Origin of the sequence: Parapedobacter koreensis, from assembly GCF_900109365.1 — a bacterium.
GTDB lineage: Bacteria > Bacteroidota > Bacteroidia > Sphingobacteriales > Sphingobacteriaceae > Parapedobacter > Parapedobacter koreensis.
In genome coordinates this window covers 127,716-151,585 of the sequence record NZ_FNZR01000004.1, presented here as the reverse complement: position 1 = coordinate 151,585, position 23,870 = coordinate 127,716, and the positions used below count along the sequence as shown (strand labels likewise).

General features: G+C 46.3%; 27 protein-coding genes. 18 read left to right on the top strand and 9 right to left on the bottom strand.

What is annotated here, in order from left to right:
• Positions 1 to 4: 4 nt before the first annotated feature.
• Entirely contained in the window at positions 5 to 742 is a 738-nt protein-coding gene (locus BMW65_RS11940) for an MBL fold metallo-hydrolase (protein ID WP_090605671.1), read from the bottom strand.
• A gap of 88 nt (positions 743 to 830) precedes the next feature.
• Between BMW65_RS11940 and BMW65_RS11935 the strand changes: the two genes are divergently transcribed.
• A complete protein-coding gene (locus BMW65_RS11935; protein WP_090605669.1) occupies positions 831 to 2,117 on the top strand; it encodes a M23 family metallopeptidase in 1,287 nt (428 codons plus the stop codon).
• A 13-nt stretch (positions 2,118 to 2,130) separates the two neighbouring features.
• On the opposite strand, the gene BMW65_RS11930 is transcribed toward BMW65_RS11935, so the two are convergent.
• Together BMW65_RS11930 and BMW65_RS11925 are read right to left on the bottom strand one after the other, a co-directional pair.
• Positions 2,131 to 3,327 carry a DUF418 domain-containing protein gene (locus tag BMW65_RS11930; protein WP_090605668.1) on the bottom strand — a complete coding sequence of 399 codons (1,197 nt, stop codon included), beginning with the start codon at positions 3,325 to 3,327 and terminating at the stop codon, positions 2,131 to 2,133.
• Between the two features lie 178 nt (positions 3,328 to 3,505).
• On the bottom strand, positions 3,506 to 4,999 hold the full coding sequence (locus BMW65_RS11925; RefSeq protein ID WP_090605666.1) for an MFS transporter: 1,494 nt from the start codon (positions 4,997 to 4,999) through the stop codon (positions 3,506 to 3,508).
• Between the two features lie 177 nt (positions 5,000 to 5,176).
• On the opposite strand from BMW65_RS11925, the gene BMW65_RS11920 reads away from it, so the two are divergent.
• The 3 genes from BMW65_RS11920 (at position 5,177) to BMW65_RS11910 (ending at position 8,112) form a co-directional block, all read left to right on the top strand.
• Complete coding sequence (locus tag BMW65_RS11920; protein WP_090605664.1) at positions 5,177 to 6,139, top strand: YihY/virulence factor BrkB family protein; 963 nt, start codon at positions 5,177 to 5,179, stop codon at positions 6,137 to 6,139.
• A gap of 333 nt (positions 6,140 to 6,472) precedes the next feature.
• Positions 6,473 to 6,985: an RNA polymerase sigma factor gene (locus BMW65_RS11915; protein ID WP_090605663.1), complete on the top strand. Its 513-nt coding sequence runs from the start codon at positions 6,473 to 6,475 to the stop codon at positions 6,983 to 6,985.
• A 32-nt stretch (positions 6,986 to 7,017) separates the two neighbouring features.
• Positions 7,018 to 8,112 (top strand): AI-2E family transporter, encoded by a 1,095-nt coding sequence (locus BMW65_RS11910; RefSeq protein WP_090605661.1) that lies wholly within the window; start codon positions 7,018 to 7,020, stop codon positions 8,110 to 8,112.
• 1 nt (position 8,113) lies between these two features.
• Here the strand turns inward: BMW65_RS11910 and BMW65_RS11905 are convergent, their stop codons facing one another.
• The 4 genes from BMW65_RS11905 to BMW65_RS11890 form a co-directional block, all read right to left on the bottom strand.
• Positions 8,114 to 9,136: a DNA topoisomerase IB gene (locus BMW65_RS11905; protein ID WP_143053871.1), complete on the bottom strand. Its 1,023-nt coding sequence runs from the start codon at positions 9,134 to 9,136 to the stop codon at positions 8,114 to 8,116.
• A gap of 16 nt (positions 9,137 to 9,152) precedes the next feature.
• Positions 9,153 to 9,356 carry a hypothetical protein gene (locus BMW65_RS11900; RefSeq protein WP_090605658.1) on the bottom strand — a complete coding sequence of 68 codons (204 nt, stop codon included), beginning with the start codon at positions 9,354 to 9,356 and terminating at the stop codon, positions 9,153 to 9,155.
• Positions 9,357 to 9,381: 25 nt separating this feature from the next.
• Entirely contained in the window at positions 9,382 to 9,756 is a 375-nt protein-coding gene (locus BMW65_RS11895) for a response regulator (RefSeq protein ID WP_090605657.1), read from the bottom strand.
• 171 nt (positions 9,757 to 9,927) lie between these two features.
• On the bottom strand, positions 9,928 to 10,149 hold the full coding sequence (locus tag BMW65_RS11890) for a hypothetical protein (RefSeq protein ID WP_090605656.1): 222 nt from the start codon (positions 10,147 to 10,149) through the stop codon (positions 9,928 to 9,930).
• Between the two features lie 144 nt (positions 10,150 to 10,293).
• On the opposite strand from BMW65_RS11890, the gene BMW65_RS11885 reads away from it, so the two are divergent.
• The 11 genes from BMW65_RS11885 (at position 10,294) to BMW65_RS11840 (ending at position 19,085) form a co-directional block, all read left to right on the top strand.
• On the top strand, positions 10,294 to 11,208 hold the full coding sequence (locus tag BMW65_RS11885) for an SDR family oxidoreductase (protein WP_090605654.1): 915 nt from the start codon (positions 10,294 to 10,296) through the stop codon (positions 11,206 to 11,208).
• Positions 11,209 to 11,232: 24 nt separating this feature from the next.
• Positions 11,233 to 11,424, top strand: a complete 192-nt coding sequence (locus BMW65_RS23900) for a hypothetical protein (RefSeq protein ID WP_143053870.1) — start codon at positions 11,233 to 11,235, stop codon at positions 11,422 to 11,424.
• Positions 11,425 to 11,458: 34 nt separating this feature from the next.
• Positions 11,459 to 12,802, top strand: a complete 1,344-nt coding sequence (gene purB, locus BMW65_RS11880) for an adenylosuccinate lyase (RefSeq protein WP_090605653.1) — start codon at positions 11,459 to 11,461, stop codon at positions 12,800 to 12,802.
• A 64-nt stretch (positions 12,803 to 12,866) separates the two neighbouring features.
• Positions 12,867 to 13,421, top strand: coding sequence for a NifU family protein (locus BMW65_RS11875; protein ID WP_090605651.1), 555 nt, complete (start codon positions 12,867 to 12,869; stop codon positions 13,419 to 13,421).
• A gap of 8 nt (positions 13,422 to 13,429) precedes the next feature.
• A complete protein-coding gene (locus BMW65_RS11870) occupies positions 13,430 to 14,113 on the top strand; it encodes an arylesterase (RefSeq protein ID WP_090605650.1) in 684 nt (227 codons plus the stop codon).
• 85 nt (positions 14,114 to 14,198) lie between these two features.
• The gene (locus BMW65_RS11865; protein ID WP_090605648.1) at positions 14,199 to 15,044 is read left to right on the top strand and encodes a transketolase; all 846 of its coding nucleotides are present in this window, start codon (positions 14,199 to 14,201) and stop codon (positions 15,042 to 15,044) included.
• Positions 15,045 to 15,137: 93 nt separating this feature from the next.
• The gene (locus BMW65_RS11860; protein WP_090605647.1) at positions 15,138 to 16,091 is read left to right on the top strand and encodes a transketolase family protein; all 954 of its coding nucleotides are present in this window, start codon (positions 15,138 to 15,140) and stop codon (positions 16,089 to 16,091) included.
• Positions 16,092 to 16,119: 28 nt separating this feature from the next.
• The gene (locus tag BMW65_RS11855; RefSeq protein WP_090606006.1) at positions 16,120 to 16,665 is read left to right on the top strand and encodes an RNA polymerase sigma factor; all 546 of its coding nucleotides are present in this window, start codon (positions 16,120 to 16,122) and stop codon (positions 16,663 to 16,665) included.
• Between the two features lie 33 nt (positions 16,666 to 16,698).
• Positions 16,699 to 17,403, top strand: coding sequence for a hypothetical protein (locus BMW65_RS11850; protein ID WP_090605645.1), 705 nt, complete (start codon positions 16,699 to 16,701; stop codon positions 17,401 to 17,403).
• 2 nt (positions 17,404 to 17,405) lie between these two features.
• Positions 17,406 to 17,882 carry a hypothetical protein gene (locus tag BMW65_RS11845; protein WP_090605644.1) on the top strand — a complete coding sequence of 159 codons (477 nt, stop codon included), beginning with the start codon at positions 17,406 to 17,408 and terminating at the stop codon, positions 17,880 to 17,882.
• A 12-nt stretch (positions 17,883 to 17,894) separates the two neighbouring features.
• A complete protein-coding gene (locus tag BMW65_RS11840) occupies positions 17,895 to 19,085 on the top strand; it encodes an aspartate aminotransferase family protein (RefSeq protein ID WP_090605642.1) in 1,191 nt (396 codons plus the stop codon).
• Here BMW65_RS11840 and BMW65_RS11835 read toward each other — a convergent pair.
• Positions 19,078 to 20,265, bottom strand: coding sequence for a class I SAM-dependent rRNA methyltransferase (locus tag BMW65_RS11835; RefSeq protein ID WP_090605640.1), 1,188 nt, complete (start codon positions 20,263 to 20,265; stop codon positions 19,078 to 19,080). The genes BMW65_RS11840 and BMW65_RS11835 overlap by 8 nt on opposite strands.
• Positions 20,266 to 20,468: 203 nt before the next feature.
• Between BMW65_RS11835 and BMW65_RS11830 the strand changes: the two genes are divergently transcribed.
• Genes BMW65_RS11830 through BMW65_RS11820 form a run of 3 tightly spaced genes read left to right on the top strand, consistent with a single transcriptional unit; the run spans position 20,469 to position 22,792 of the window.
• Positions 20,469 to 21,005, top strand: coding sequence for an RNA polymerase sigma factor (locus BMW65_RS11830; protein WP_090605638.1), 537 nt, complete (start codon positions 20,469 to 20,471; stop codon positions 21,003 to 21,005).
• Positions 21,006 to 21,027: 22 nt separating this feature from the next.
• A complete protein-coding gene (locus tag BMW65_RS11825; protein WP_090605637.1) occupies positions 21,028 to 21,588 on the top strand; it encodes a hypothetical protein in 561 nt (186 codons plus the stop codon).
• Positions 21,575 to 22,792 carry a hypothetical protein gene (locus tag BMW65_RS11820; protein WP_143053869.1) on the top strand — a complete coding sequence of 406 codons (1,218 nt, stop codon included), beginning with the start codon at positions 21,575 to 21,577 and terminating at the stop codon, positions 22,790 to 22,792. The genes BMW65_RS11825 and BMW65_RS11820 overlap by 14 nt, the downstream gene beginning before the upstream one ends.
• 4 nt (positions 22,793 to 22,796) lie before the next feature.
• Here BMW65_RS11820 and BMW65_RS11815 read toward each other — a convergent pair whose 3' ends face one another.
• Positions 22,797 to 23,708, bottom strand: a complete 912-nt coding sequence (locus tag BMW65_RS11815) for a hypothetical protein (protein WP_090605634.1) — start codon at positions 23,706 to 23,708, stop codon at positions 22,797 to 22,799.
• Between the last annotated feature and the right edge of the window lie 162 nt (positions 23,709 to 23,870).

The window sequence follows — 23,870 nt, the reverse complement described above, 5'->3', positions numbered from 1 at the left end:
TTAGCTATAAAGCTACCCGAAGCTCATCCTGTGCATATGGATGATGGATACGACCACGATTTTGAATCATTTCATCGCCAAAGTGCGTAAGCAGCACCTGCTTGTATGTCAGCTGGTCATCATAGGCCAGCAACGTCTGATAATTCATATGTCCTTTCACCTCCGAATGGTAATAATTGCATTCGCAGATGAATAAATCAGCGTCTCTCGCTAATGCGATCAATATCGGTGTCCACTCGGTATCGCCGGAAAAACTGATAACCTTTCCCCCTATTCCGATGCGCAGTCCATGGGGCAATGTATCCGGTGCATGTACCACGGGAAGCGCGGTTATTTCCAAATGATCAGCTTGTAATACACCGTCTGGCATATAGGTCTTAAACAGCAGGTTGAGTCTGCCCAACACGTCGCTGCCCGGATAAAGCTGCTCCAGGAGTTTAGTAATCCGATCTTTCCCCGTTGGCGGACTGATGATGGTCAAGGGCTTCTCCCGGCGCCGGACAGCCTCTTCCAGTAACAGAAAAGGCACGCCACCATAGTGATCGCCATGGAAATGGGATATGACGATGGTATCAATGTCATCCATATTTATCCCTTGTTTCTTTATCCCGTAGTATGCGGTCGCGCCACAGTCAAGCAATAGGCTAGAATGCGGTGCCTTGATATAAAAACAGGTATGCAATTGCCCACCACTCCCGAAGGCGTCCCCACAACCAATGATAGCTACTGTTAGTTCTCCCATTTTTGATGTTGTTTTTATAAGATACAAACCAACATTCGAATTGTTACATAAACAAACAAATGAATCGACATGCTTGTAACTATAACATATGAACAGCTATTGTGGTAACATCCGATATATCTCCGTCCTGCTCATAGGGCTTTTTGCCGCATGCAGCGACCAACTTACAGGGACGCTTTTCAAAAGCCAGTCCCCACACCAGCGTTATCTGAAACAGCTGCGTGATGCGGGCCTCGAAGGCAGCACATTGTACCGACAATGGTTTCAAGCATCGGTACAAAGCCTTGCCGATCCCGCTATTATCACCATCCCCCACCAGGAGTCCGCTTATATCGCACGCGACAAGCCTACTGCTATTGCTTACACGTTTACGGCACGGCAGGGAGAACGCCTACATGCCGATATATCGATAAACAGCGCAGACAGCGTACTATTGTTTGTCGACCTTTTTGAAGCCGTACAAGCTACCACTGCCGCCCCTAAACACCTCATTTCGGCAGATACCGGTGCCGCTATGCTCAGTTGGGACATTAGGCGCGATGGACAGTACATGCTGCGCGTGCAGCCGGAGTTGCTCGCTGAACTTTCGTTCAGGCTTCGGCTCACCGCCGAAGCTTCCTTGGCCAACCCCGTAACACCAAACGCCAAGCAGCACATTGGAAGTGTGTTTGGCGATACGCGGGATGGCGGAAGCCGCAAACATGAAGGGATAGATATTTTTGCGGCGCGTTACACTCCCGTTGTTGCAGCTGCCGATGGTATTGTGGGCCGCGTGGGAGACAATCGGTTGGGAGGTAAAGTCATATGGCTCCGACCAAAAGGCAGGCCATTGAATCTGTATTATGCCCATCTTGACAGCCAATTGGTTACCGCCGGACAGTCCGTAAACATGGGTGACACGCTTGGTCTAATGGGAAATACCGGAAATGCGCAGACTACGCCGCCACATTTGCACTTTGGCGTCTATGGAATGGGTGGAGCGGTGGATCCGCTGCCCTTTGTACGCCCGGGAAAGTCGACGCCCCCAAAAATCGTAGCCGACACGGCTCGGATGGGCGATACCTTGCGTACCACCGTGCCACTGCTTCCCAGCATCCCGCGCCATACGCCCGTGTTCGTAGAAGCGACTTATCGCAATGGATATCGCGTGGTGCTGCCGGATTTGAGCCGACATTTTGTGACACAAAAGCAGTTGGCACCCTTAACCCGCCTGCGCCCGATGCAACTCGTTCGGCAACATACACTATATGCCCAGCCAGACACCTTAGCAGCAAAGATAACCGACTTGGAAACAGGCGGCCAGACTCATGTCCTTGCGGAATACCAGGATTTCCTGCTTATCGAAAGTCCTTTGCGCGGTTGGATACGCCGATAAGCGTAAGGCATAGCTACACAGATTTCCGTGGATAAGTCAGCCGCCTCCAAAGACCTTCCATGGGCCCCATTTCGTAATACCTCAGCCAAATGGTGCTGTACACGAGTTGAAATATATAGATGAGGAAGGCAACACCCACGGCTTCCAGCAGGGTAAGCGATCCAGACAAGCCAACGCCATAACCATAAAAGAGTAGCATACACAGTAAGGTCTGCATCAAATAATTGGTCAAACCAAGACGCCCGGCATTGGCTATCCATCGTGCGAGGGCCGACGACGAATTTCCAGCAAGCAGGATAAACAACATCAAATAGCCTATGGTAAGCAGCGGAGTGCCAATGAACCTGCTCAATGAATAAATTAACGTCTCATAATGATGCAAGCTGTCCGGCAGCCAATGCAATCGCAGTACTTCCGCACTGGCTACCAATTTAAACAGGAAGGCCACCAGAAGAAGACGAAATGTCCACGTCCGCAATATTCCTTTCAGTTCAGGAATCCGAAGAAATACTTCCCCTTTACCCGCTAACAGGCCCAGCAAAAACATGATTTCGTAATGGGCAAGTCCGGTGAAGCCGTGCTGAGCATCCATGAACCAAAGCATGGCGACACCCAGCTTCTGCATATTCAGCACGTCAAAAAAAGAGCCGTGTTGCCAAGTTTGCACGACTTGGTCAATGACCGCATCCATCTCTTGGCTATTCCCTTCATTCGAACCAAACAACACCGTTCGGACGATGCTGATGAGTATGGTTGCCCCTGCAATACCCCCAATCCAATTGATGATCTGTCTCGGCGATTTTGCATAGAAATAAGGCAGGGTAAAACCAAGTATTGCATACTTGTGCAAAATATCGCCAAACCAAAAAACGGTTGCATGGATTACGCCAAATAACAACAAGATCCACATCCTTCGCCTGAAAATACGCTGCCCTTCCCACCCCCGTGCAAGATTACGGTTCATGATCATGTAAAATCCGAATCCAAAGAGAAAACTATACAGTGTATAAAATTGCCCCCGCACAAAAAGCTGTATGAGCAGCTGTACAGGAAGATAAGTGGAGGGCGCATCCAATCCAAGCACATACACCTGCTCAGGCCGCAGGAATGCAAATAACGCGTAGGTTTGAATATTAAAAATCAAGATACCTAAAAGGGCTAATCCCCGTATCATATCCACAATTTGGAGGCGGTTCAGGATGTGATTCATAAAAAACGATTTTACAGTTGCATGGTTAAGGTCACGCGAGGTAGCAATGTTAAAAAAATAAAACTAAAATCACAACTCCATTGTAGAATTAGGAAATAACGAACGATTTAATACGTTGTCACGATGTTTCTTTCGCTACTATTCGGAGTTATTTTCTTCATCGGCATACTGACGTATGTCATCTACCGGACGAGGAGGAAGAGGTAACTGGCCGTTTTTTTCTCCGATTCAAAATGGCTCTCAACTGATTGTTCCAAGTGATAAGGTTGCCAATAATAATCGCATCTTTCATGTTGCTCTTGAGACGGGTACGCATGATACGTTTGACCACGTCCTTCTCCACCTCGCCTGTTTCTTTCACCCGCGGTAGCAATTCCAACGCACATAACGCGAGAAATGCACCAATCAAAAACAGAAAATTCCATTGGTGAAGGGAAACCAATTTGAGTGCCTTATCGAAATTCGGGCTATTCCATTCAAATGTGATTTCCAGATTTTTATCCGCAAAATAGTCGGCCAAGACACCGCCCACCAGTGGGCCAAGCGCCGAAAATACAGCGGTCACGATGTTTTTGACCGAAAGGTAGACAATCGCATCTTCTTTCGGAGCAAGCTTCAGTCCGATATTCGTCAGTGAAAGATTGATCCCCGCTGTGGATATGCCGCTGAAAACATGGATGAGCACGAGCAATCCGAGGTTGACATATAGCCGCGAATAAATGCCCACAAACGACCAGGCGATAATGCAAAGGATATACAATGGTGCACTTATGGCGATAATGCTTTTATTGCTATACCGATCCGAAAATGTCCCCCACATCCGCAAAGTCATGATGCTGGCGAGCTGACTGATAATGGTCAATATAATAATATAAGAAAGCGGCAAGCCCATCCCTTGCAGCATAAATACCGTAAAAAAGGGCGTTGCGATATTCAGTGCAAAAACCCAGGCCGAATTAAAGACCAGCAACCGTCTGAAATTCTCGTTTTTCAGCGGCATGCGCAACAGTGTAAACAACCTAGCGTTGGACAAATAGGATTGTGGTTCGGGTGCTCTCGATAATAAATAAGCACCTATCACACCAATAGCGCCTGCTATGACGAAAAACACTGCAAATGTAGTGAGCTCGTATGCGGGATATCGGCTCCGGACAAAATCGAGAAGTAAGGCAAGAATAATACTCAGCGCTACGTTCAGTGTCTGCGTATACCGGCTTCTTCGCGAGAAATACTCACCCAGCATTTTTTCGGGAATCATATCTTTCATCCATGAATTCCAGCTTAATCCGGATACGGAGCTAAAGAAAAAATGGAAAAAAAGGAAGAAGATGAGCATGTTGATGGATCCACCTTGCCAAAGAAGCACCACAATACCGATAATGGCCAGCGGAATCCTCGCTAATGCGATACAAATGACCGATATGGCTCGCCTATTCTGGTACTTCCTGACCAGCATGACGGAAAGTAATTGAAAAATGTTGGTGATCATCGGCAATGCAGCTAACAACCCGATTTGGACATTATTAGCGCCAAGCAGCAATGCCATGGCTACCAAAAATGCCCCCCCGGTAAGCGAAATCACCACTTCGGAAGCCAAGCCATCCCAAATCACCATCTTCAGCCCGCGCTTCAAATCTCCTTCCGTCAATTCTTGTTGGGGTTTCAGAGCCATATGTTTATCAACGATAAGTGCGTATATGCTGCACAACAAACCGGACAGTCAACTGTTGGCACAAAATGAAAAACGGGAGAAAACCTGTCATTTTCCACTTCGTCTAAACTAAAAAACGTCTTCGCCTGTTATTGAATTTAGCGATTTACATACTAACTGGTAATTCAATTACGGCTTATGAAATCAAAGGGCTTTATTAAACGTTGGTTTACTATCCTAAAAAACACCTTCAACATATTCATGGATGTGAAAGGACTCAAGTTCAGTGCTTCCCTGGCCTATTATACAATATTTTCGCTCGCCCCATTACTGGTATTAACCATCTCCTTGGCCGCGTTATTTTTTGGTCAGGAAGCGGCTGAAGGAAAGGTTTTCGAAGAAATTAATGGGTTAGTGGGCAATAGTACCGCTGCGCAGATACAGGAGATTCTCAAAAATGTCCAACTCAAGGAAGACAATACATTAGCCTTAATTATCGGTATCGGCACGCTACTCTTGGGTGCCACCACCGTGTTTGGGGATATGCAACATTCCATCAATAAGATTTGGGAGATCAAGCCAAAACCCAAACGGGGATGGGTAAAACTGATTACAGATCGCTTGCTCTCCTCATCGCTTGTCCTGTCCTTGGGCTTCTTGCTCATCGTATCACTAATTATCAATGGGCTGCTGGTGATATTTATGGATTATGTAAGACGGCTATTTTCTGATTTGGCGGTTTATCTATCACTCACCATCGAAACAATTACTAATTTTGTCGTCATCAGCATCTTATTCGGCGTCATTTTTAAATTTTTGCCCGATGTCCGCATCCAGTGGAAAGATGTAAAAGCCGGTGCTTTTTTTACAGCGATATTATTCATGATAGGCCGTTTTATAATTGGTTTTTACATTCAGACTACAGGCCCGGAATCTACCTATGGTGCCGCTGCCTCCGTGATTGTGCTCCTCCTATGGGTTTATTACACAGCGGCTATCCTTTATATCGGTGCTTCATTTACCAGGGCATATGCCGAATATGTTGGGTCTCGCATTGCTCCAGCCGAATTTGCAGTACATGTAGAAGAACGGGAAACCGAAAAAGAGGTGGATCATATCCCGCCCGCTGATACCAGCAAGAAGGCAGCTATCCGAAAATAATAGATTGCACATCAAACACGTTTGCCCCAATAACACCTATTAGTAACAAATTAATTACAATAATGAAATCACATGCGAGTACGCATTAAAAATAGTAGCTTTATAGGAGCATACAATAACAGCTACTTAAAAATAATTCAAACAAAAAAAATGCTGTTGCGTATATCATAGCGTAAACAGAAACTATCTATAAACAAACGAATAATTTTCTACTGGCTTACGGTTCCATATTGTTTCGTCATGATGATGCATTCACGTAAGACCAACGATTACGCTTCGTGGCTGGCACAAAACTAACGTACAATATACTTTAAACGATTAATTCAATAGGTTATGAATAAGATTGAGTTTAACACGAAAGTTGTACAAGAAGCTAACTCCCTAAGCAATTACGCTTTTTATTTCACACGCGACGAAGAAAATGCCAATGATTTGGTACAGGATACCCTGCTAAAAGCCTTTTCATACTATAATAAATTTAAAGAAGGCACCAATTTGCAGGCATGGCTTTACACCATACTGAAAAACACATTTATCAATTACTATAGACGGAAGGTCAAAACCAATGCCATCATACTTAAATCCAACACCATTTCATCATCGGATTTATTCAAAAGTTCCCTACGTAATACGGCGGAAGGAAAATTTGTGATGGAAGACATCGAACATGCCTTGTCTAAATTATCAGCCGAATATTATTATCCATTTTCGATGTATTATGAAGGCTATAAATATCATGAAATAGCCGATCACTTCCGGATTCCTATCGGAACGGTAAAAACCCGGATTCATGTGGCCAGACAGCAATTGAAGAAAAAACTCAAGCCCTACTCCACGGAAAACTAATCCTGCTGGCATGAAAAATAACGCCTGAATCAATGCCCGCAAAGACCGCACGCATCGCCAACATCATTATCATTTCAACGTTATCGGTTGCGAGCTTATACGTTGCTGCCCCCTTTCTCATTCCTGTGGTTCTGGCAGCATTGCTTGCTATGGTGCTCAATCGAGTGAGTGAATCACTGGAAAAAAAGGGGCTCAACCGGGCGTTAGCTGCACTTATACCGGTATTGTTGGTCATAGGAATAATTGCGTTGCTTGCCGTTGTTCTTTCATGGCAGCTAAGTCGCATGACGGACGACTTCGATAAGATGAAAGAAGAAGTGACCGCCAAAGTGGACACCCTTCGGGAATGGGTAAGCGAAACCTTTGGCATCCCGATGGAAGAGCAGGCAAAAATGCTCAATGGAAACGAGAAAGAGACGGCCAACCAAGCAGGCGCGATGTTTTTCAGTTTCGTCAACACCTTGGCTGGTATTGCGGTAGATGGCGTTTTAATCATTGTCTACACGTACCTGCTTATCTTTTACCGGTCGCATCTGAAAAAATTTATCCTTGGCATTGTGCCTGAAGGCAAAAGGCAAAATGCCAATAACATCGTACTCAAGTCCGTGGCTGTTTCAGGCCAATACCTGATTGGTCTTTTTAAAATGGTTGTTGTCCTTTGGATCATGTACAGTATAGGTTTCAGTATCGTGGGGCTGGAGGGCGCCATATTATTCGCCATTGTCTGCGGCATATTGGAGATTGTCCCGTTCTTCGGCAATTTCGTCGGCAACCTGATCGCTATCTTAGGCGCATTGGCGCAGGGCGGCGACGCGCGTATGGTATTCAGCATCGTGCTGGTTTATTTAACCGTACAGTTTTTGCAAACGTATATACTCGAACCCCTTGTTGTCGGCCAACAGGTGAATATCAATCCGTTGTTTACCATCATGGGATTGGTCGCTGGGGAGTTGCTGTGGGGGGTAGCCGGCATGGCATTGGCCATACCCTTGATAGGCATCATCAAAATTATTTGCGATAATATTCCCGAACTTCAGGCCTATGGAGCGCTTATTGGCCCCGTAAACACGAAAAAAAACACGGTTTCAATGCTGCAATCGTTTAAAAGAAGACTGCAGCGAAAATGACCTATCCCTGGGTTGCTTGTTGCAAAAAAACCAAGAGCTGCTTCTCCGTCTCCTTAGCCATAGGCTGGCCGCTACCGCTTAAGCTCTGGTTCAAATACGGCAATAGCGATCCGTCGGTATAAGCGCTCACTAAGCTGTCCGGCACGTAATACTGTTTGCAGACCGCTCTTGTATTTCCCAGGCGCCGGGATACGGCATCCAGCACGGACAGCACATTGGCTTGGCATTCTTTTTCATTGCCATAGTCAAGACACCGCGCAAACAAGCGAAATGCCCAAAGCCCGGCATACCAGGTACGGTAGTCTTTTGAAGTAAAAGCCCGATTGGTGAAGCGTTGGATATAGGCATTAATATCAGCCGCGCTAAGCCGATATCGTTTTCCATCTTCATTCAGGTATTGGAATAGATACGCACCTGGCAAGCGGGCCAATTCCAATAAATGCGCAGCTAGACGGGCATTACGTACCGTAATCTGTTGCCGCACCCCCTTTTTACCACGAAACCGGAATACCGCTTCATTGTCCGATACGTCTACATTTTTTTTCTTCAACGTGGTCAACCCACGGCTGCCATACTTGCGAAGGTATTGTTCATTGCCTATCCGAATCAGCGTTTCCTCAGTAACTTTCAACGCTATCGCTATGACTTTTTCTTTCCTAAGTACCTGATAGCGCAAATCCTTTGCGATATGTTTTCTGATCTGTGGCAATGCATGGCCAAAATCGACCATCCGCGACAATTTCGCCCGCTGCCTTTCCGTCGTCCAGTCCGGATGGTAGAGGTATTGCTTCCTCCCCTCTTCGTCGAGCCCTGTGGCTTGCAGATGGCCCCGCTTACTGGGGCTAATCCAAACATTTTTCCACGCCGGCGGGATCACCAATGCACGGAAACGTTCCAGCTTGCGGGTATCCGTCACCCGGTTGCCTTCCGGATCCATAAAATAATATCCCCGCCCTCGTTTCACGCGTGTGTAACCACGTTCAACGTCCGGTAAGTAACGAAGTTTTGAACCTTTCCGTTTCAAGTCAAGTCCCTGCGTTTTATGGCTTCTGATCCCGTTTATCCTTATTCATCTGGCCTTGTATCCAACTGAAAAACAACGCCATTTTCATGTTTTCGAACATTCTGACGCCCAACATTTCGTTGGAATATTCATCATTTTCAATGACCCCATGGACAGGAAGGGAACGTTGATATGGCGCGGCTGTAGGCGCTGCCACCCGACTTACTTTACTCCTTTTCATTGCAGTTATATTGGTTTGTTCGCGTTCATAAACCCGTATCATTGCTCGGATAGTGCTCATTTACGACGTCGATGACGTCATAAATCTCAAATGGTTTCCGGATATAGGCATTAGCCCCACAATGCTGGGCGATATTATCGATATCGCGGACGGCCGAAATCATGATGATTGGAATCGTTGCAGTCTCTTCATTCAACCGCAATTCCTTGCACAAGTTGCTGCCCCAGCACCATCTTAATCCTTCATCCATCAAAATCAATCCGATGTCATTGTCTTTTAAGAGCTTGTACATTGATTTTCCGCTATCTATGATCACCTCATAAGCTTCATATTGCATGATTTCTGCAACAATATCGGCCATATCTGGATCGTCCTCAATATACAAAATTTTCTTTTTCATTAAATCTATACTTGTTAACGTTACAAGTAGTTAAAAATGCCCTGTGATTCTGATAGCTGCAGATTAAACTACTTGATTAATGAAGCCGTGCGTTGAATAACTAAAGTTAAGTCAATATAAGAAGGTGTACAAATAAACAGCTGAAATGTTTGCCTACCGGGGTATGTTTCACTATTTTTTATCGCCACGGCTTTCGCCTGTACCATCCGGCATGGTATTAACATCCGGCATGGTATTAAACTGTTCATCTTGCGGGTCAATACCGGCTTCATAGTTTTTCTGTTGTTTTTTTTCCTTCAAATCGTGCCTTGCACGGATCAAGTCGTCCCCTTTTTTATCACGCAGTCGCTTACTATCAGCCGAGACTTGCGCACTTTCTTTCTTTATGGCCATAATGTAGTGGATTTGTTTGCTTACTTGATTGCTATTAATATACTTACAATCACATCCCCGGAATGTTTATAAAAACCAAACCAACGACGAACCGGATTGTTAGGCAGAGTATAGTAAATTAGCAATAACATAATACGAGCACTTATGACATCGCGCAAACATGTTGATCAGGAATCGCAATCGCATGAAGACCCAGCCAACAAGTATCCGAAGCCGCCCTTCCCAAAAAAGCCACAGGAAGTGCCCGGTACAGAAAGTGCCATGGATCCACAGGCCGACCACGGCGAACAATCGTATCGTGGAAAAGGCAGGTTGGTAGGCAAAGCGGCGATCATCACGGGCGGCGACTCGGGCATAGGAAAGGCGGTAGCCATTGCTTTTGCAAGGGAAGGCGCAGATGTATTAATCAGTTATTTGGATGACGTCGAAGAACGGGATGCCGAGGATACGATCAAGTATATCGAAGAAGCCGGCAGGAAAGCCGTCCAAGTAAAAGGGGACATCAGCGCTGAGCAACACTGCTGGAAAATCGTGGAAACCGCAATAAAGGAATTTGGCAAAATCGATATCTTGGTCAACAATGCTGCCTATCAAATGTCCAGGGAGACTTTGCAGGATATTCCCGCATGGGAATGGGAAAAAACGTTTGCGGTCAATATACACAGCATGTTTTACCTCTGCAAGGCAGCCGAACCGCATATGCCCCCTGGTTCAAGTATCATCAACACCACATCGGTCAATGCATATGAACCCAATCCCACCTTGCTTCCTTATGCGGCTACCAAGGCGGCTATCCAGAATTTCACGGCCAATCTGAGCCAAATCTTGCTGGAACAGGGCAAAGGAATCCGCGTAAATGCGGTAGCTCCGGGGCCAATATGGACGCCGCTTATCCCCTCTACTATCCCGGATCATGAGCATTTTGGTGAAAACACACCGTTTGAGCGCCCCGGCCAACCCGTAGAGGTGGCTCCTGCATATGTATTCTTAGCTTCCGATGAAGCCAACTATATCTCTGGTGCTACACTTCCGGTCACCGGCGGGCGCATTACCATCTGATTTTTTTACGTTAAAACCATACGCATGAAAATGTTTAGATTATTATTGGCATGTGGCTTACTGATAGGTATAGCTTCATGCGGAAATCCGAGAGAAAACGAGAATGACACGGATGGGGCAGACTCCCTGTTCATTGATTCGGCGGCAAACGATTCAGCAACTTGGGGAGATACCACCGCCACGTCTGATTCGCTAGCAAGCCCTTCTTTTCCCTAAAAATCCCTACTTTTGCGGGAAACTAGATTTTAATATGGCGTTATCACCACTTACGGCTGTGTCCCCTGTAGATGGCCGTTATCATCACGTGACTCATGAGTTGTCAGCTTTTTTCTCCGAATATGCCCTTATTAAATACCGTGTATTTGTGGAGGTTGAATACTTTATTAGTTTATGCGGATTTGGCATACCGCAGTTGCAACACTTCGATGGCACCCTTAATGATAAGCTAAGGGATATTTATAGGCACTTCTCCTTGGAGAATGCCCAATGGATTAAAGACAAGGAAAAAGAAACTAACCACGATGTAAAGGCGGTTGAATATTTCTTAAAAGATCAGTTTGAGACATTGGGATTGGTAGACTCGCTGGAATTTATCCACTTCGGCCTCACCTCACAAGACATTAACAATACCGCCATTCCCTATTCATGGAAGGAGGCGTTGACGAATGTTTACATTCCCCAGCTCAATACCCTCATCAGTACGCTGCAACAACTGGCCACGGAATGGGCCGCCATACCGATGCTTGCCCGCACACATGGACAGCCGGCTTCCCCTACCCGCTTGGGCAAGGAAATTCACGTATTTGTCGAACGATTGTCCAATCAGTTGCAACTCCTCGAATCCATACCCTACGCGGCAAAATTCGGCGGGGCCACGGGCAATTTCAATGCGCATAAAGTGGCTTACCCCCAAATGGATTGGGTCGCCTTTGGCAATAGGTTCGTGAATGAAACCTTGGGGCTACATCGTTCGCAAACCACGACACAAATTGAGCACTATGATCAGTTTGCCGCACAATGCGATGCGTTGAAACGCATCAACAACATTTTGATTGACTTATGCCGGGACGTCTGGACATATATTTCCATGGATTACTTTAAGCAGAAAATCACCAAGGGCCAGATTGGGTCGTCTGCCATGCCCCATAAAGTTAATCCCATAGACTTTGAAAATGCCGAAGGCAACCTGGGCATAGCCAATGCACTCTTCGAACACTTGGCGGCGAAACTGCCAATATCGCGTCTCCAACGTGATCTGACAGATTCTACCGTACTCCGCAATATTGGAATGCCCCTGGCACATACGCTCATTGCTGCTAAATCTACGCTAAAAGGACTAAACAAACTCATCTTGAATGAGGCTGCCCTAAAAGCTGATTTGGAACAAAATTGGGCCGTGGTGGCAGAAGCCATCCAAACCATCTTGCGGCGCGAAGGCTATCCAAAACCTTACGAAGCGCTCAAAGAATTGACCCGTACCAATGAAGCCATCACGCAAGCCACCATTGCAGCTTTTGTAGATACCCTTAATGTCAGCGCTACGGTGAAAGCAGAATTGAAAGCCATCACGCCTTGGAATTACACGGGCGTGTAATCTGACGATACATTGACCCTAATTTTAGGGGAATATTAATACCTTTGCAGAAAATGACAAAGAAATGGCAACGATAAACGTCTATACCGAATATACACCCAACCCCGCGACCATGAAATTTCTGGTCAATAAGTTGCTCGTTAATGGAAGCTTGGATTTCCCCGACAGGGAAAAGGCACAAGCTTCGCCATTTGCCCGTGAACTCTTCAAGTTCAACTTCGTAAACGGGGTGTTCTTCGCCAGTAATTTTGTGACCATTACCAAAAGCGAAGATGCGGAATGGGAAGACATTGAAGCGATTCTGAAGGACTTTGTAAAAGGTGCCGTAGAATCCGAACTCAAGATACAGGAAATTGCAAAAGACGAAGACGTAACCTTTGAAGGTTCGGAGACTGAAATCAAAATACAACAAATCTTACATGATTACGTTCGCCCGGCAGTTGAACAAGACGGCGGGGCCATCAACTACCGATCATTTGAAGAAGGGACGGTATTCGTTGAATTGCGTGGATCATGCAGTGGCTGCCCATCTTCTACCATCACACTCAAAGCGGGCATCGAAGGCTTGCTTAAGCGGATGGTACCTGAAGTACAGGAAGTGGTAGCCGAAGCAATGTAAGCTCAGCTATGTTTTTCAACCGTTTTTTTATCCCCATACTCGGATTATTCTTTGCCGTTGCTTGCAGCAATTCACCGGGCGGCGCGGAAGGGGGCGATTCGGAAAACCAACAACAGGATACAGCGTCTGCCTTAGCGGAGACGAAAACCATTCTATTCTTTGGGAATAGCCTCACGGCAGGTTATGGATTGGAAGGTCAAGAGCTCGCCTTTCCGGGCCTTATCCAACAGCGCATCGATTCGTTAGCCCTTCCCTACCGTGTTATCAACGCCGGGCTAAGTGGCGAAACAACGGCCGCTGGCAACGAGCGCATCGATTGGCTACTCAATGAAAAGATAGACCTATTTGTACTGGAATTGGGTGCAAATGATGGCCTACGGGGAATACCTACCGAAGAAACTCACAAAAATCTACAGCGTATCATCGACAAAGTCACCGCTAAATACCCCGACTGTAAACTGGTACTTACGGGAATGATGGTGCCACCAAATATGGGCGGCAACTACGGCAGTGCATTCATGGCTATTTTCCCGGCTTTAGCCAAAGAAAATGATATGGCTTATGTCCCTTTCTTATTGGAAGGAGTAGCCGGTGAAAGCGAGTTAAATCAACGGGACGGGATCCATCCCACCGAAGAAGGCCACCGTATACTAGCTGAAAATGTATGGAAGGTATTGCTGCCGCTGCTTTGATCAGCGCAACTTTCCAGACCAACGTTCAATTATCATCAGTAAAATCCTTAACTTTAGCACCAAATCAATAGTAACCAACATTGTAATGAGTGAAGACATCAACAAATTAGAGCGCATTGCATCCCAGGTCAGGCGAGACATCGTGCGGATGGTTCATGCGTGCCAATCCGGTCACCCCGGCGGATCATTAGGTTGTACCGATTTTTTTGTAGCCTTGTATTTTAACGCCATGGAGCGAAAAACCGGATTCGACATAGATGGCCTCGGAGAAGATATTTTCTTTCTCTCCAATGGGCATATCTCTCCGGTATTTTACAGCACGCTGGCTCGTGCAGGCTATTTCGATGTTAGCGAATTAGCCACGTTCCGCAAGATTAACTCACGTCTCCAAGGGCACCCAACTACCCATGAAGGGTTACCCGGTATACGTATAGCTTCCGGATCATTGGGCCAGGGGCTATCGGTAGCTATTGGTGCAGCCCGCGCAAAAAAGCTTAACCAAGACAATCACCTTGTATACGTGCTGATGGGTGATGGCGAACAACAAGAAGGCCAGATTTGGGAGGCTGCCATGTATGCTCCATACAATAAAGTGGACAACCTGATAGCCACCATCGATTACAATGGCCAGCAAATCGACGGCGCTACTGAGGAAGTGTTGTCGCTCGGCAACCTCAAAGCCAAGTGGGAAGCGTTTGGCTGGGATGTGATCGAAATGAATGGCAATGTGATGCAAGAGGTATTAGCCGGATTGGCTGAAGCGAAATCGCGCACAGGGAAAGGCAAGCCGGTACTGATCCTGATGAAAACAGAGATGGGCAATGGCGTGGATTTCATGATGGGATCGCACAAGTGGCATGGTGTAGCACCTAATGATGAGCAATTGGCCACTGCACTTTCCCAATTGGAGGAAACACTCGGGGATTATTAATCGTTTATAGACAATAGACCACGAGACAACCGACACGAGACTGAAATCTGACGTCTAATGTTTAGTGTCTGATGTCTAATAGCTTAACAAACAATGAAAAAATACACCTATACAGATAAAAAAGACACCCGCTCGGGGTTCGGAGCCGGACTGTTGGAAGTGGGCCGTAAAAACGATAATATCGTGGCGCTTTGTGCCGACTTGGTCGGTTCGCTGAAAATGAATGATTTTATTAAGGAATTTCCTGAGCGTTTTTTCCAAGTGGGCATCGCCGAGGCCAACATGATGGGCATCGCGGCAGGGCTTACCATAGGTGGAAAAATTCCTTATACAGGCACATTTGCCAACTTTTCTACTGGGCGTGTTTATGATCAAATCCGGCAGTCAATCGCTTATTCCGGGAAAAATGTAAAGATATGTGCATCCCACGCTGGCCTTACCTTGGGAGAAGACGGTGCGACACATCAAATCCTGGAAGATATTGGCTTGATGAAAATGTTGCCGGGAATGACCGTCATCAATCCCTGCGATTATAACCAGACCAAGGCGGCGACCATTGCAATTGCCGATCACAAGGGGCCGGTATACCTGCGTTTTGGCCGTCCGGTAGTCCCTATTTTTACCGATGCCGACCAAAAATTCGAAATTGGCAAAGCATGGATGGTTAATGAAGGCAGCGATGTCAGCATCTTTGCCACAGGCCACCTGGTATGGGAAGCTATTCAAGCGGGTGAACAGTTGGCCGAACTGGGTATCGATGCCGAAATCATCAACATCCATACGATAAAACCATTGGATGAGGAAGCGGTTTTAAAATCAGTGGCCAAAACAGGTTGTGTGGTCACGGCGGAGGAACATAATCGGCTCGGTGGCCTGGGCGACAGCATTGCGCAAGTGTTGGTAAAAAACCGCCCAGCTCCACAGGAATATGTAGCAGTAGACGATAGCTTCGGCGAAAGCGGTACCCCAGCGCAGCTGATGGAAAAATATGGATTGAACGCGGCCAATATTGTAGCAGCTGCCCAACGAGTGATCAAACGCAAATAACGGAGGGTGAGGCATAAGCCAGCAGATGATGGAAGACGCCCAGATATTGGAAAAATTTGCAGATAAACGTACGCGGGACGAGGCGTTTGCATTATTGCTAAAAAAATACCAGCAAAAAATCTATTGGCATGTAAGGCGCTTGGTTGTTGATCACGATGACGCAGATGATTTAGTACAGGACATATTTATCAAAGTTTGGAAAAACCTGGAGAATTTTCGGGAAGATGCCCAGCTTTATACATGGCTTTATCGCATTGCTACGAATGAATGCATCACGTTTCTGAATAAGAAAAAACAACGGCAAAACGTTTCATTGGATGATGAGAGTTCGGCTTACTTAGCAGATTCGCTCACAGAAACAGCTTATTTCAATGGCAACCAAGCGCAGCTAAAATTGCAACAGGCTTTGCTGACGCTGCCCGACAAGCAGCGGATGGTATTCAATATGAAATACTTTGATGATTTAAAATACGAGGAGATATCAGACGTATTGGGTACCAGCGTAGGTGCATTGAAAGCCTCCTATCACTTGGCCGTAAAGAAAATAGCGCAATTTTTCGAGGCGAACGATTAAACCTTTACGTAACAAAAACATCTAAGGAGTACCATGAAGGATAAACACACTCATAAGCATGTAGACGCATCGGATACACTTCCCGAAGTCTTGCGTGTGAATTCCTATATCCTGCCTGAAGGTTATTTCGAAGATCTGCAACAACGTATATTGCAAAGGTGCCGCCATATCGAAGATTCCCAAGCGGCATTTGTAGTTCCTGAAGGTTATTTTGAGCAATTGGAAAATAGCACGGTAGCAAAACTTATCGAGCAAAAACTGAAGGCCGTAGTTGCTGATCCCGGCCTTTCAGTACCTCCAGCTTATTTTGTCGATTTAACGGAACGGTTGCTGGCTACCCAAAAGCTCAATGAACACGTGTCAGAAACAGGATTTACCGTTCCTTCGTCTTATTTTGGTACCCTGCAAAACAGTATATCCCGTCAGACCACCACTCGGGAGGAAATAATCCCCATAAGGAAAATCAGCCGACCGCGATGGATGTTTTATGCCGCTGCAGCGTGTGTCGCCTTAATGATAAGTATCGCTGGGCTCTTTAGATTGGCTGATGATAGCCAACCGATCGCCGGCCCATTGGCTTCGGTATCTGATCAGGACATCCTCAATTACCTCGAACTTTATGGTACGGCAGGCGACGTGGTCTATATTTCGGAACATTTGGATGATTTCGATGGAGGTTATATCGGTGAAGGACTGAGCGAAGAGGATATAGAAGCATACCTTAATCATACGCTGTAGAAATGGCCGTATTAAAACAGTTGAATCTTATCGCAATGATGTTGCTGCTTTCCGCCACTTGCCTATTGGCGCAGGAAAGCAGGGCACAGCGGTTTGAACGGATCGAAGCGGAGAAAATAGCATTCATCACCAAGGAACTCAACCTCACCCCGCAAGAGGCCCAAAAATTTTTTCCGGTGTATAATCAATATTACAAGGAAATATCGAAGCTAAAGCACGAGCGGCGTGGCGGGGGCTTGCAGGGACGATCAAATTTACAAAGCCAAAAATTACCCGGCAATACCCTTAATCCAGCCACCGACCGTGATGTCCTTGCCTTTGATGCCAAGGAATTGGAATTAAAGAAAATATACCGGAAACGTTTTGCCAACGTCGTTGGGGAAGCCCGCGCCTCCCGGTTTTTTGAAGTTGAAGAAGAATTCCGCAACTACCTGCTTCGTGAGCTACAATACCGGCGCCGTGATAAAGAACACGAGTAAATACGGGAATGCATGCTCACTAATCGGCAACTTTTTTTACTGAATACAGCCCAAACCTCTCATTCTCCACGGCTTATTGAGATTGATCGCGCTGAGGGCATTTATTTGTATGGCCCCAATGGTGAAAAATACGTCGATTTGGTATCCGGTTTTGCGGTAAGCAATATCGGGCACCGGCACCCAAAGGTACTTAAAGCAATCACCGATCAATTGGGTAAATACTTGCATGTGACGGTATATGGCGAGTTTGTACAAGCTCCCCAGGTAGCACTGGCTACTAAACTCCTGGCTGTACTTCCCAAACGATTTGATACGGTATATTTTACCAATTCCGGAGCTGAAGCTACCGAAGGTGCAATGAAAATCGCGAAGAAGTTTACCGGACGCCGTGAAATCATCGCCGCTCATAACGCCTATCACGGCAGCACACAGGGTGCGCTGAGCCTCATTGGCAATCCTGAATACCATAAGGCCTATGCACCCCTCCTGCCGGAAATTAAGTTTATTCGTTATAACGTACCGGAAGATCTCCACCACATCACCACAGGTACGGCAGCGGTCATCTTAGAAGCCATACAGGGCGAAGCTGGTATCCGCGTACCCGACGTGGGTTATATCCGCGCTGTCCGCAAGCGCTGTGACGATACGGGATCCTTACTTATCTTTGATGAAATACAAACCGGTTTTGGCCGTACAGGGAAACTCTTTGCTTTTGAACATTATGGCATTGAACCAGATATTCTCTTGCTGGCCAAGGGTATGGGCGGTGGTATGCCCATCGGTGCTTTTGTAGCCAACAAAGCGATAATGGATGTTATCAAAGACAACCCAATCTTAGGGCACATCACCACGTTTGGTGGGCATCCGGTGAGCTCCGCCGCAGCATTGGCATCACTCAACGTCATCTTGGATGAACAGTTGGTGGAAGACGTCGAACGCAAAGCCCAGCTATTCCGCCGGCATCTCCAACATCCTGCCATCCGTGAAATCCGGGGCAAAGGACTAATGTTGTGCCTGCAAATGGACAGCTTCAGTCAGGTAGCACGTATCAGCAACTACTGCGCAGCACACGGTGTCATTATTGACTGGTTTCTTCATTGCGAAACAGCCTTGCGTATTGCCCCTCCACTTACCATCAATGATGAAGAGATAGCAATGTCATGCCAAGTGATTCTCAATGCGCTACAACACGAAATCAGTTAACCCTGCACAACAATCCTTTCAGGTACTCCCCTTCGGGAAAGGACGCTCGTATGGGATGGTCTTCGGGTTGGGTAAACTGGCGGATAAATTGAATCTCCTTGCCCGCATCCAAAGCTGCCCAGGCTAATACTTGCTTAAAGGTAGCCATATCCATTGCTGCAGAGCAGGAAAAAGTAGCTAACAAACCTCCAGGTTCCAACAGCAGCAGTCCCCTTCGGTTCAAATCTTTATATGCCCGGGCTGCTTTGTCAAGGCTTGAACGTGAAGGCGCATATTTAGGTGGATCGAGGATAATCAAGTCAAATCGTTCGCCGCTCGCTGCAAATGCCCGAAGTTGCTTATTTACATCGGCTTGGATAGCTTGCTGCTTGCTTCCGTTCAAGCCATTCAATATCATATTCGCGTTCAACGTTTCGATGGCTAAAGCAGAACTGTCTACACTGACGACCTCCTTGGCCCCATGAGCCAATACATTCAACGAAAATCCACCTGAATAGCAGAAACAATCCAACACCCTTTTCCCTGCTGCATATTCGGATGTAAGTAGCCGATTGACCCGCTGATCACAGTAAAAACCCGATTTTTGGCCTTCTACAATATTCACCCGGTAACGGATACCGTTTTCAGAGACTTCTACCCATTCGGGTGGATGGATGCCGCCAAGCACACCATTGGTCAAGGGCAGTCCCTCATGCATACGGGCATTGGCATCGCTGCGTTCGTAGATACCGCGCGGAGCCAGCAAACGGGTCAGTTCATCTACGATAATTGGTTTTATACGCTCCATACCAGCAGCGTGTACCTGGATCACCAGAAAATCGCCATACTTGTCCACTATCAATCCCGGCAAAAAGTCTGCTTCGGCAAAAATAAGTCGTAATGTATCGGTATCACGTGTATTCAATAGGTGTTTCCGCGCCGCTATCGATTGTTGTATCCGGTTTCTCCACCAGGATTCATCCGGAAGCTGTTTGCTATCCCACGTTAGTAGCCGGATTGCTACGCGCGACTGGCTGTTGAATAAGCCATAAGCGATAAATTCGCCCGACTGATCGATCACCTGCACGGTGTCCCCATCATGAAGGTTCTTTTCCACATCTGCTATAGCGCCGGAAAAAACCCACGGATGTAGTTGGCGGGCGGCTTTGTCTTTGCCTTTTTTGAGTTTAATGATATGCATCTGCCGCAAACTTAACTAACTTGCCGTTTATACACAAGTTATCCACCACACCTGAAAAACACCTTTTACCCCATGCTTGTTCTTTTTTATGCAAGGGATGCAACACACGTATCCTTATATGCGTCTATTAAGCAAAAGCAGGTTGGGAATGATAGCAGAACGCGGTGTAATAACACATTTTTTGAATCATAGCACGCAACTAATTGGAAGCCTCATTCAATGATAAGCATTATGAATTGGTCGTGGCCTGTAAACAAGGTGACCGCCAATCCCAATTTAAATTATACAACCTGTATGCAAAAGCCATGTATAATACGGCTTTACGCATCGTACAGGATGAAGCTGAGGCTGCTGATGTATTGCAAGAAGCATTTATTGACGCATTTACACGGTTGGATAGTTTCCGTCAGGAAAGTACCTTCGGGCTTTGGATAAAACAAATCGTGATAAACAAATCCATATCCACCCTGCGCAAACGAAAATTACAGTTACAATCACTCGAAGAAGGAGACGAGATCGCCGAAGAGGAGATAGAAGAAAACGACATCGAATTGAAAGTCGGTGCCATTAAAGATGCCATCCGTAAATTACCCGATGGCTATCGATTGGTACTTACCTTATATTTGCTTGAAGGATATGACCATGAAGAAATTGCGCATATATTACGCATCAGTGAAGCGACTTCACGGAGCCAATTCCTTAGGGGAAAGCGTAAACTATTGGATTATTTAGTGAATTGATGGCGTTATAAAAGGAGAAGAAATGAAAAAGGATCTAAAAACATTCATAGCGGAAAACAAGGCAGCATTTGATGATGCTAATCCGCCCGCAGATCTGTGGCAACGCATAGCCAGCAATTTGGACCAGCAAGAGCAATCACGTCATGATAGCCCCATGACCGGCAAACCCTGGGTGATACAGGTACTGAAAGTGGCAGCTATCACATTTTTGATCGGCACAGCGGGCATCGTTATCTACTTTTACGGAAGGAAACACGCCTATGACGATTACAGCCAGGTAAATCCGCATCTCGCCGCAGAACAACAGGTGTATGCTCGGTTGGTCACACAGAAAAAAGACTCCATTGCATATATCGCAACATCCGATCCGGCATTGTACGGGGAGTTTTCGAAAGTGCTCCATCAAATGGAAGCCAATTATGAAATGCTGAAACAGGAATTTGTGAAAAGCCCCAATAAAGAACTGACATTGGAGGCCATGATACGCAATCTTCAAGCACAAATTGAAGTACTAAGCCAGCAAATGGAAATACTGAATTACATCAACAATACGAAAAACCAAACCAAAAATGAACAGATTTAATACATTTACATTACTACTCATCCTATGCTCATTGTTTCACCTGGGAGCATTCGCTCAATCCGATCGGCATATCCAGAAAGAAACGACGCTGAATACAACGGTAGAAACCATCAGGGAATTGATCTCGAAAATCGGCCTGGAGATGCTGGACGCCCTGGAAGATATCGATTTTGAGACCCTGGCTGATGACATAGAAGAAATTGCTGCGCTTTCGGAAGCAAAAGCCGAGCAAGCTGCCTTAGAAATCGCCGGCATTGATTGGGAGCAATTTGGGAACCCATACGACATGACTAGCCCTTTGGGCTTTCAAAAGGAGAAGGTCATTGAGAAAGTTTATCCAATCAACCATCATACGAAGGTTAGCATTGACAACCGGTATGGCAAAATCACACTCCACAATTGGAACCGCAACGAAATAAAAGTGACGATAAAAATCCGCACCGCTGAAAATTCAGAAAAGAGGGCTGAATCTGCCTTTGATCGGGTAAATATCGACGAATCAAAATCAGCAAATAGCATATCTTTCAAGACCAATATTGCTTCTTCGGACGAATCCGGCTGGTGGTCTTCATTGACCAGTGGTACCGCACATCGTGCATTGCAGATAGACTATGAGGTCTATATGCCGAAGGAAAATGAATTGGCGTTGGCCAATCGTTACGGAGCTATTGAATTGGATGACAGGGACGGCAAAGTGGCCATCTCGGTAAGCTACGGTAGCCTGCAGGCTGGTCGTCTCAACGGTCCGGATAATTCGTTGGCCGTGGCCTATTCTAAAGCCGATGTACAATACCTCAACGAAGGCGACGTGTCCGTCCGTTATGGTGGGTTCACCCTGTCTGAAACCGAAAAGATCTCCTTAGCCATGAATATCTCCAGCGGCGGCTATATTGGCAAAGTCAATCGGGAGGCAGACATCAGCCTGCGTTATAGTGGTGGATTTGAGATGGGGATCGGCCCAGCCATACAAAAAGCTAATGTCGCAGCTTCTTATTCAAGTATCCATATCAAGCCCGCAGATGATGCCGCGTTCAACTTTAACGTGGCGATCAGTTATGGTGGATTTGATTATGATCACAACCGCATAAACATAGAAAGCAAATCCGAGGGTAATACATCAAAGAGTTACACCGGTTATTGGAATAAGGCCGTCAATAGCTCAATAAGCATCAGTTCACGCTATGGGGCAGTGAGTTTGAAATGAGGGTTTAGCCAAATCGTTTCCTCAGGATGGCATACAGTTTATCCACCGTGGGCTGTTTTTCTGACCACCTATTCTTCTCCGCATAATTGGTTTGCAGGAAAGCATCCGCCGAAGCAAAATCATCATACCGGTTGAGCAATTCGATCGCTTCGCTATATGCCAGGCTATAGCCGTTGAAAAGATCCTTAATGAACAGCAATTTGTCATTAAGGCTGATAGCCGATTTAATGTCTGTAATTCGTTCGCTATCCCCTCCCCGGCGCGCTGCAAAGAGCGAATTGGCACCGGTAGTCCCTGCCTTCCGTTGCGCTGAAATTAGCTCATTCAGTGTCAGCGGGCGGGCAGCTTTCTCCGGCTCGCTGACAGGCGCAGCAGGCAGATCGGAAGCGCCCAGACTTACCTCTTTTTCCGCGATGGTGACTTCGTTGACCACGTTTTCAGCAACCTCATCGTCATCACTTTTTTCCGTGATGCTGTTTTGGCCTTCATCAGTTGGTTCGGATTCATCGGCCACGTCCGCCTCCTTATTTTCCCGTACATCTTCAAATTGTGCCGCATGAATGGCCTGCTCAGTCTCTGCACCAATGGTAGGGGTGAAAAAAGTCTCGTCTTGCGATTCCGTTTCAGCGAGCACTTCCTCATCAAGGGTCTCATCCTTTTCATGCGCTGCTGCAAATGCAATTTGATCAGGCTGTTCCTCCAATACAGCTGATGCCGCCGGCAAATTGCGCTCATCCGTTTTCAGCAATTTGTTGTATAATGCCGCGAGTGCGGCAAAGTAGCTCGCAGTGGATTCAAAGAGTTCTCCTTTTAATGCATGATTTGTCGTTACATCACCGCTCAATTGTTCATATTGGTCGTTGATGTCTTTCAGTAATGCTGTTATTCGTGCTAAAACTTGCTGTTTCGTCGCCATACTGTTGGGATAAAAAACGCTTACTTATTACGTTGCAACCACTTCATTTGATCGTCAAGTGAGTTATATTACAAACGAAAGATGAGTCAAAATTAACATTAAATTCTGATATTAGCACTTCTTGGCAGCAGATAATTCAAGTGATCCAAGTGGAATAAGACG

Coding starts and splice junctions, on each gene's coding strand:
- BMW65_RS11835 (WP_090605640.1), bottom strand. CDS start 20,265: ATGCATATCATTAAACTCAAAAAAGGCAAAGACAAAGCCGCCCGCCAA.
- BMW65_RS11910 (WP_090605661.1), top strand. CDS start 7,018: ATGCCCGCAAAGACCGCACGCATCGCCAACATCATTATCATTTCAACG.
- BMW65_RS11890 (WP_090605656.1), bottom strand. CDS start 10,149: ATGGCCATAAAGAAAGAAAGTGCGCAAGTCTCGGCTGATAGTAAGCGA.
- BMW65_RS11860 (WP_090605647.1), top strand. CDS start 15,138: ATGAAAAAATACACCTATACAGATAAAAAAGACACCCGCTCGGGGTTC.
- BMW65_RS23900 (WP_143053870.1), top strand. CDS start 11,233: ATGAAAATGTTTAGATTATTATTGGCATGTGGCTTACTGATAGGTATA.
- BMW65_RS11850 (WP_090605645.1), top strand. CDS start 16,699: ATGAAGGATAAACACACTCATAAGCATGTAGACGCATCGGATACACTT.
- BMW65_RS11870 (WP_090605650.1), top strand. CDS start 13,430: ATGTTTTTCAACCGTTTTTTTATCCCCATACTCGGATTATTCTTTGCC.
- BMW65_RS11845 (WP_090605644.1), top strand. CDS start 17,406: ATGGCCGTATTAAAACAGTTGAATCTTATCGCAATGATGTTGCTGCTT.
- BMW65_RS11940 (WP_090605671.1), bottom strand. CDS start 742: ATGGGAGAACTAACAGTAGCTATCATTGGTTGTGGGGACGCCTTCGGG.
- BMW65_RS11885 (WP_090605654.1), top strand. CDS start 10,294: ATGACATCGCGCAAACATGTTGATCAGGAATCGCAATCGCATGAAGAC.
- BMW65_RS11930 (WP_090605668.1), bottom strand. CDS start 3,327: ATGAATCACATCCTGAACCGCCTCCAAATTGTGGATATGATACGGGGA.
- BMW65_RS11895 (WP_090605657.1), bottom strand. CDS start 9,756: ATGAAAAAGAAAATTTTGTATATTGAGGACGATCCAGATATGGCCGAT.
- BMW65_RS11920 (WP_090605664.1), top strand. CDS start 5,177: ATGAAATCAAAGGGCTTTATTAAACGTTGGTTTACTATCCTAAAAAAC.
- BMW65_RS11925 (WP_090605666.1), bottom strand. CDS start 4,999: ATGGCTCTGAAACCCCAACAAGAATTGACGGAAGGAGATTTGAAGCGC.
- BMW65_RS11900 (WP_090605658.1), bottom strand. CDS start 9,356: ATGAAAAGGAGTAAAGTAAGTCGGGTGGCAGCGCCTACAGCCGCGCCA.
- BMW65_RS11825 (WP_090605637.1), top strand. CDS start 21,028: ATGAAAAAGGATCTAAAAACATTCATAGCGGAAAACAAGGCAGCATTT.
- BMW65_RS11840 (WP_090605642.1), top strand. CDS start 17,895: ATGCTCACTAATCGGCAACTTTTTTTACTGAATACAGCCCAAACCTCT.
- BMW65_RS11865 (WP_090605648.1), top strand. CDS start 14,199: ATGAGTGAAGACATCAACAAATTAGAGCGCATTGCATCCCAGGTCAGG.
- BMW65_RS11875 (WP_090605651.1), top strand. CDS start 12,867: ATGGCAACGATAAACGTCTATACCGAATATACACCCAACCCCGCGACC.
- BMW65_RS11935 (WP_090605669.1), top strand. CDS start 831: ATGAACAGCTATTGTGGTAACATCCGATATATCTCCGTCCTGCTCATA.
- purB (WP_090605653.1), top strand. CDS start 11,459: ATGGCGTTATCACCACTTACGGCTGTGTCCCCTGTAGATGGCCGTTAT.
- BMW65_RS11820 (WP_143053869.1), top strand. CDS start 21,575: ATGAACAGATTTAATACATTTACATTACTACTCATCCTATGCTCATTG.
- BMW65_RS11855 (WP_090606006.1), top strand. CDS start 16,120: ATGGAAGACGCCCAGATATTGGAAAAATTTGCAGATAAACGTACGCGG.
- BMW65_RS11915 (WP_090605663.1), top strand. CDS start 6,473: ATGAATAAGATTGAGTTTAACACGAAAGTTGTACAAGAAGCTAACTCC.
- BMW65_RS11815 (WP_090605634.1), bottom strand. CDS start 23,708: ATGGCGACGAAACAGCAAGTTTTAGCACGAATAACAGCATTACTGAAA.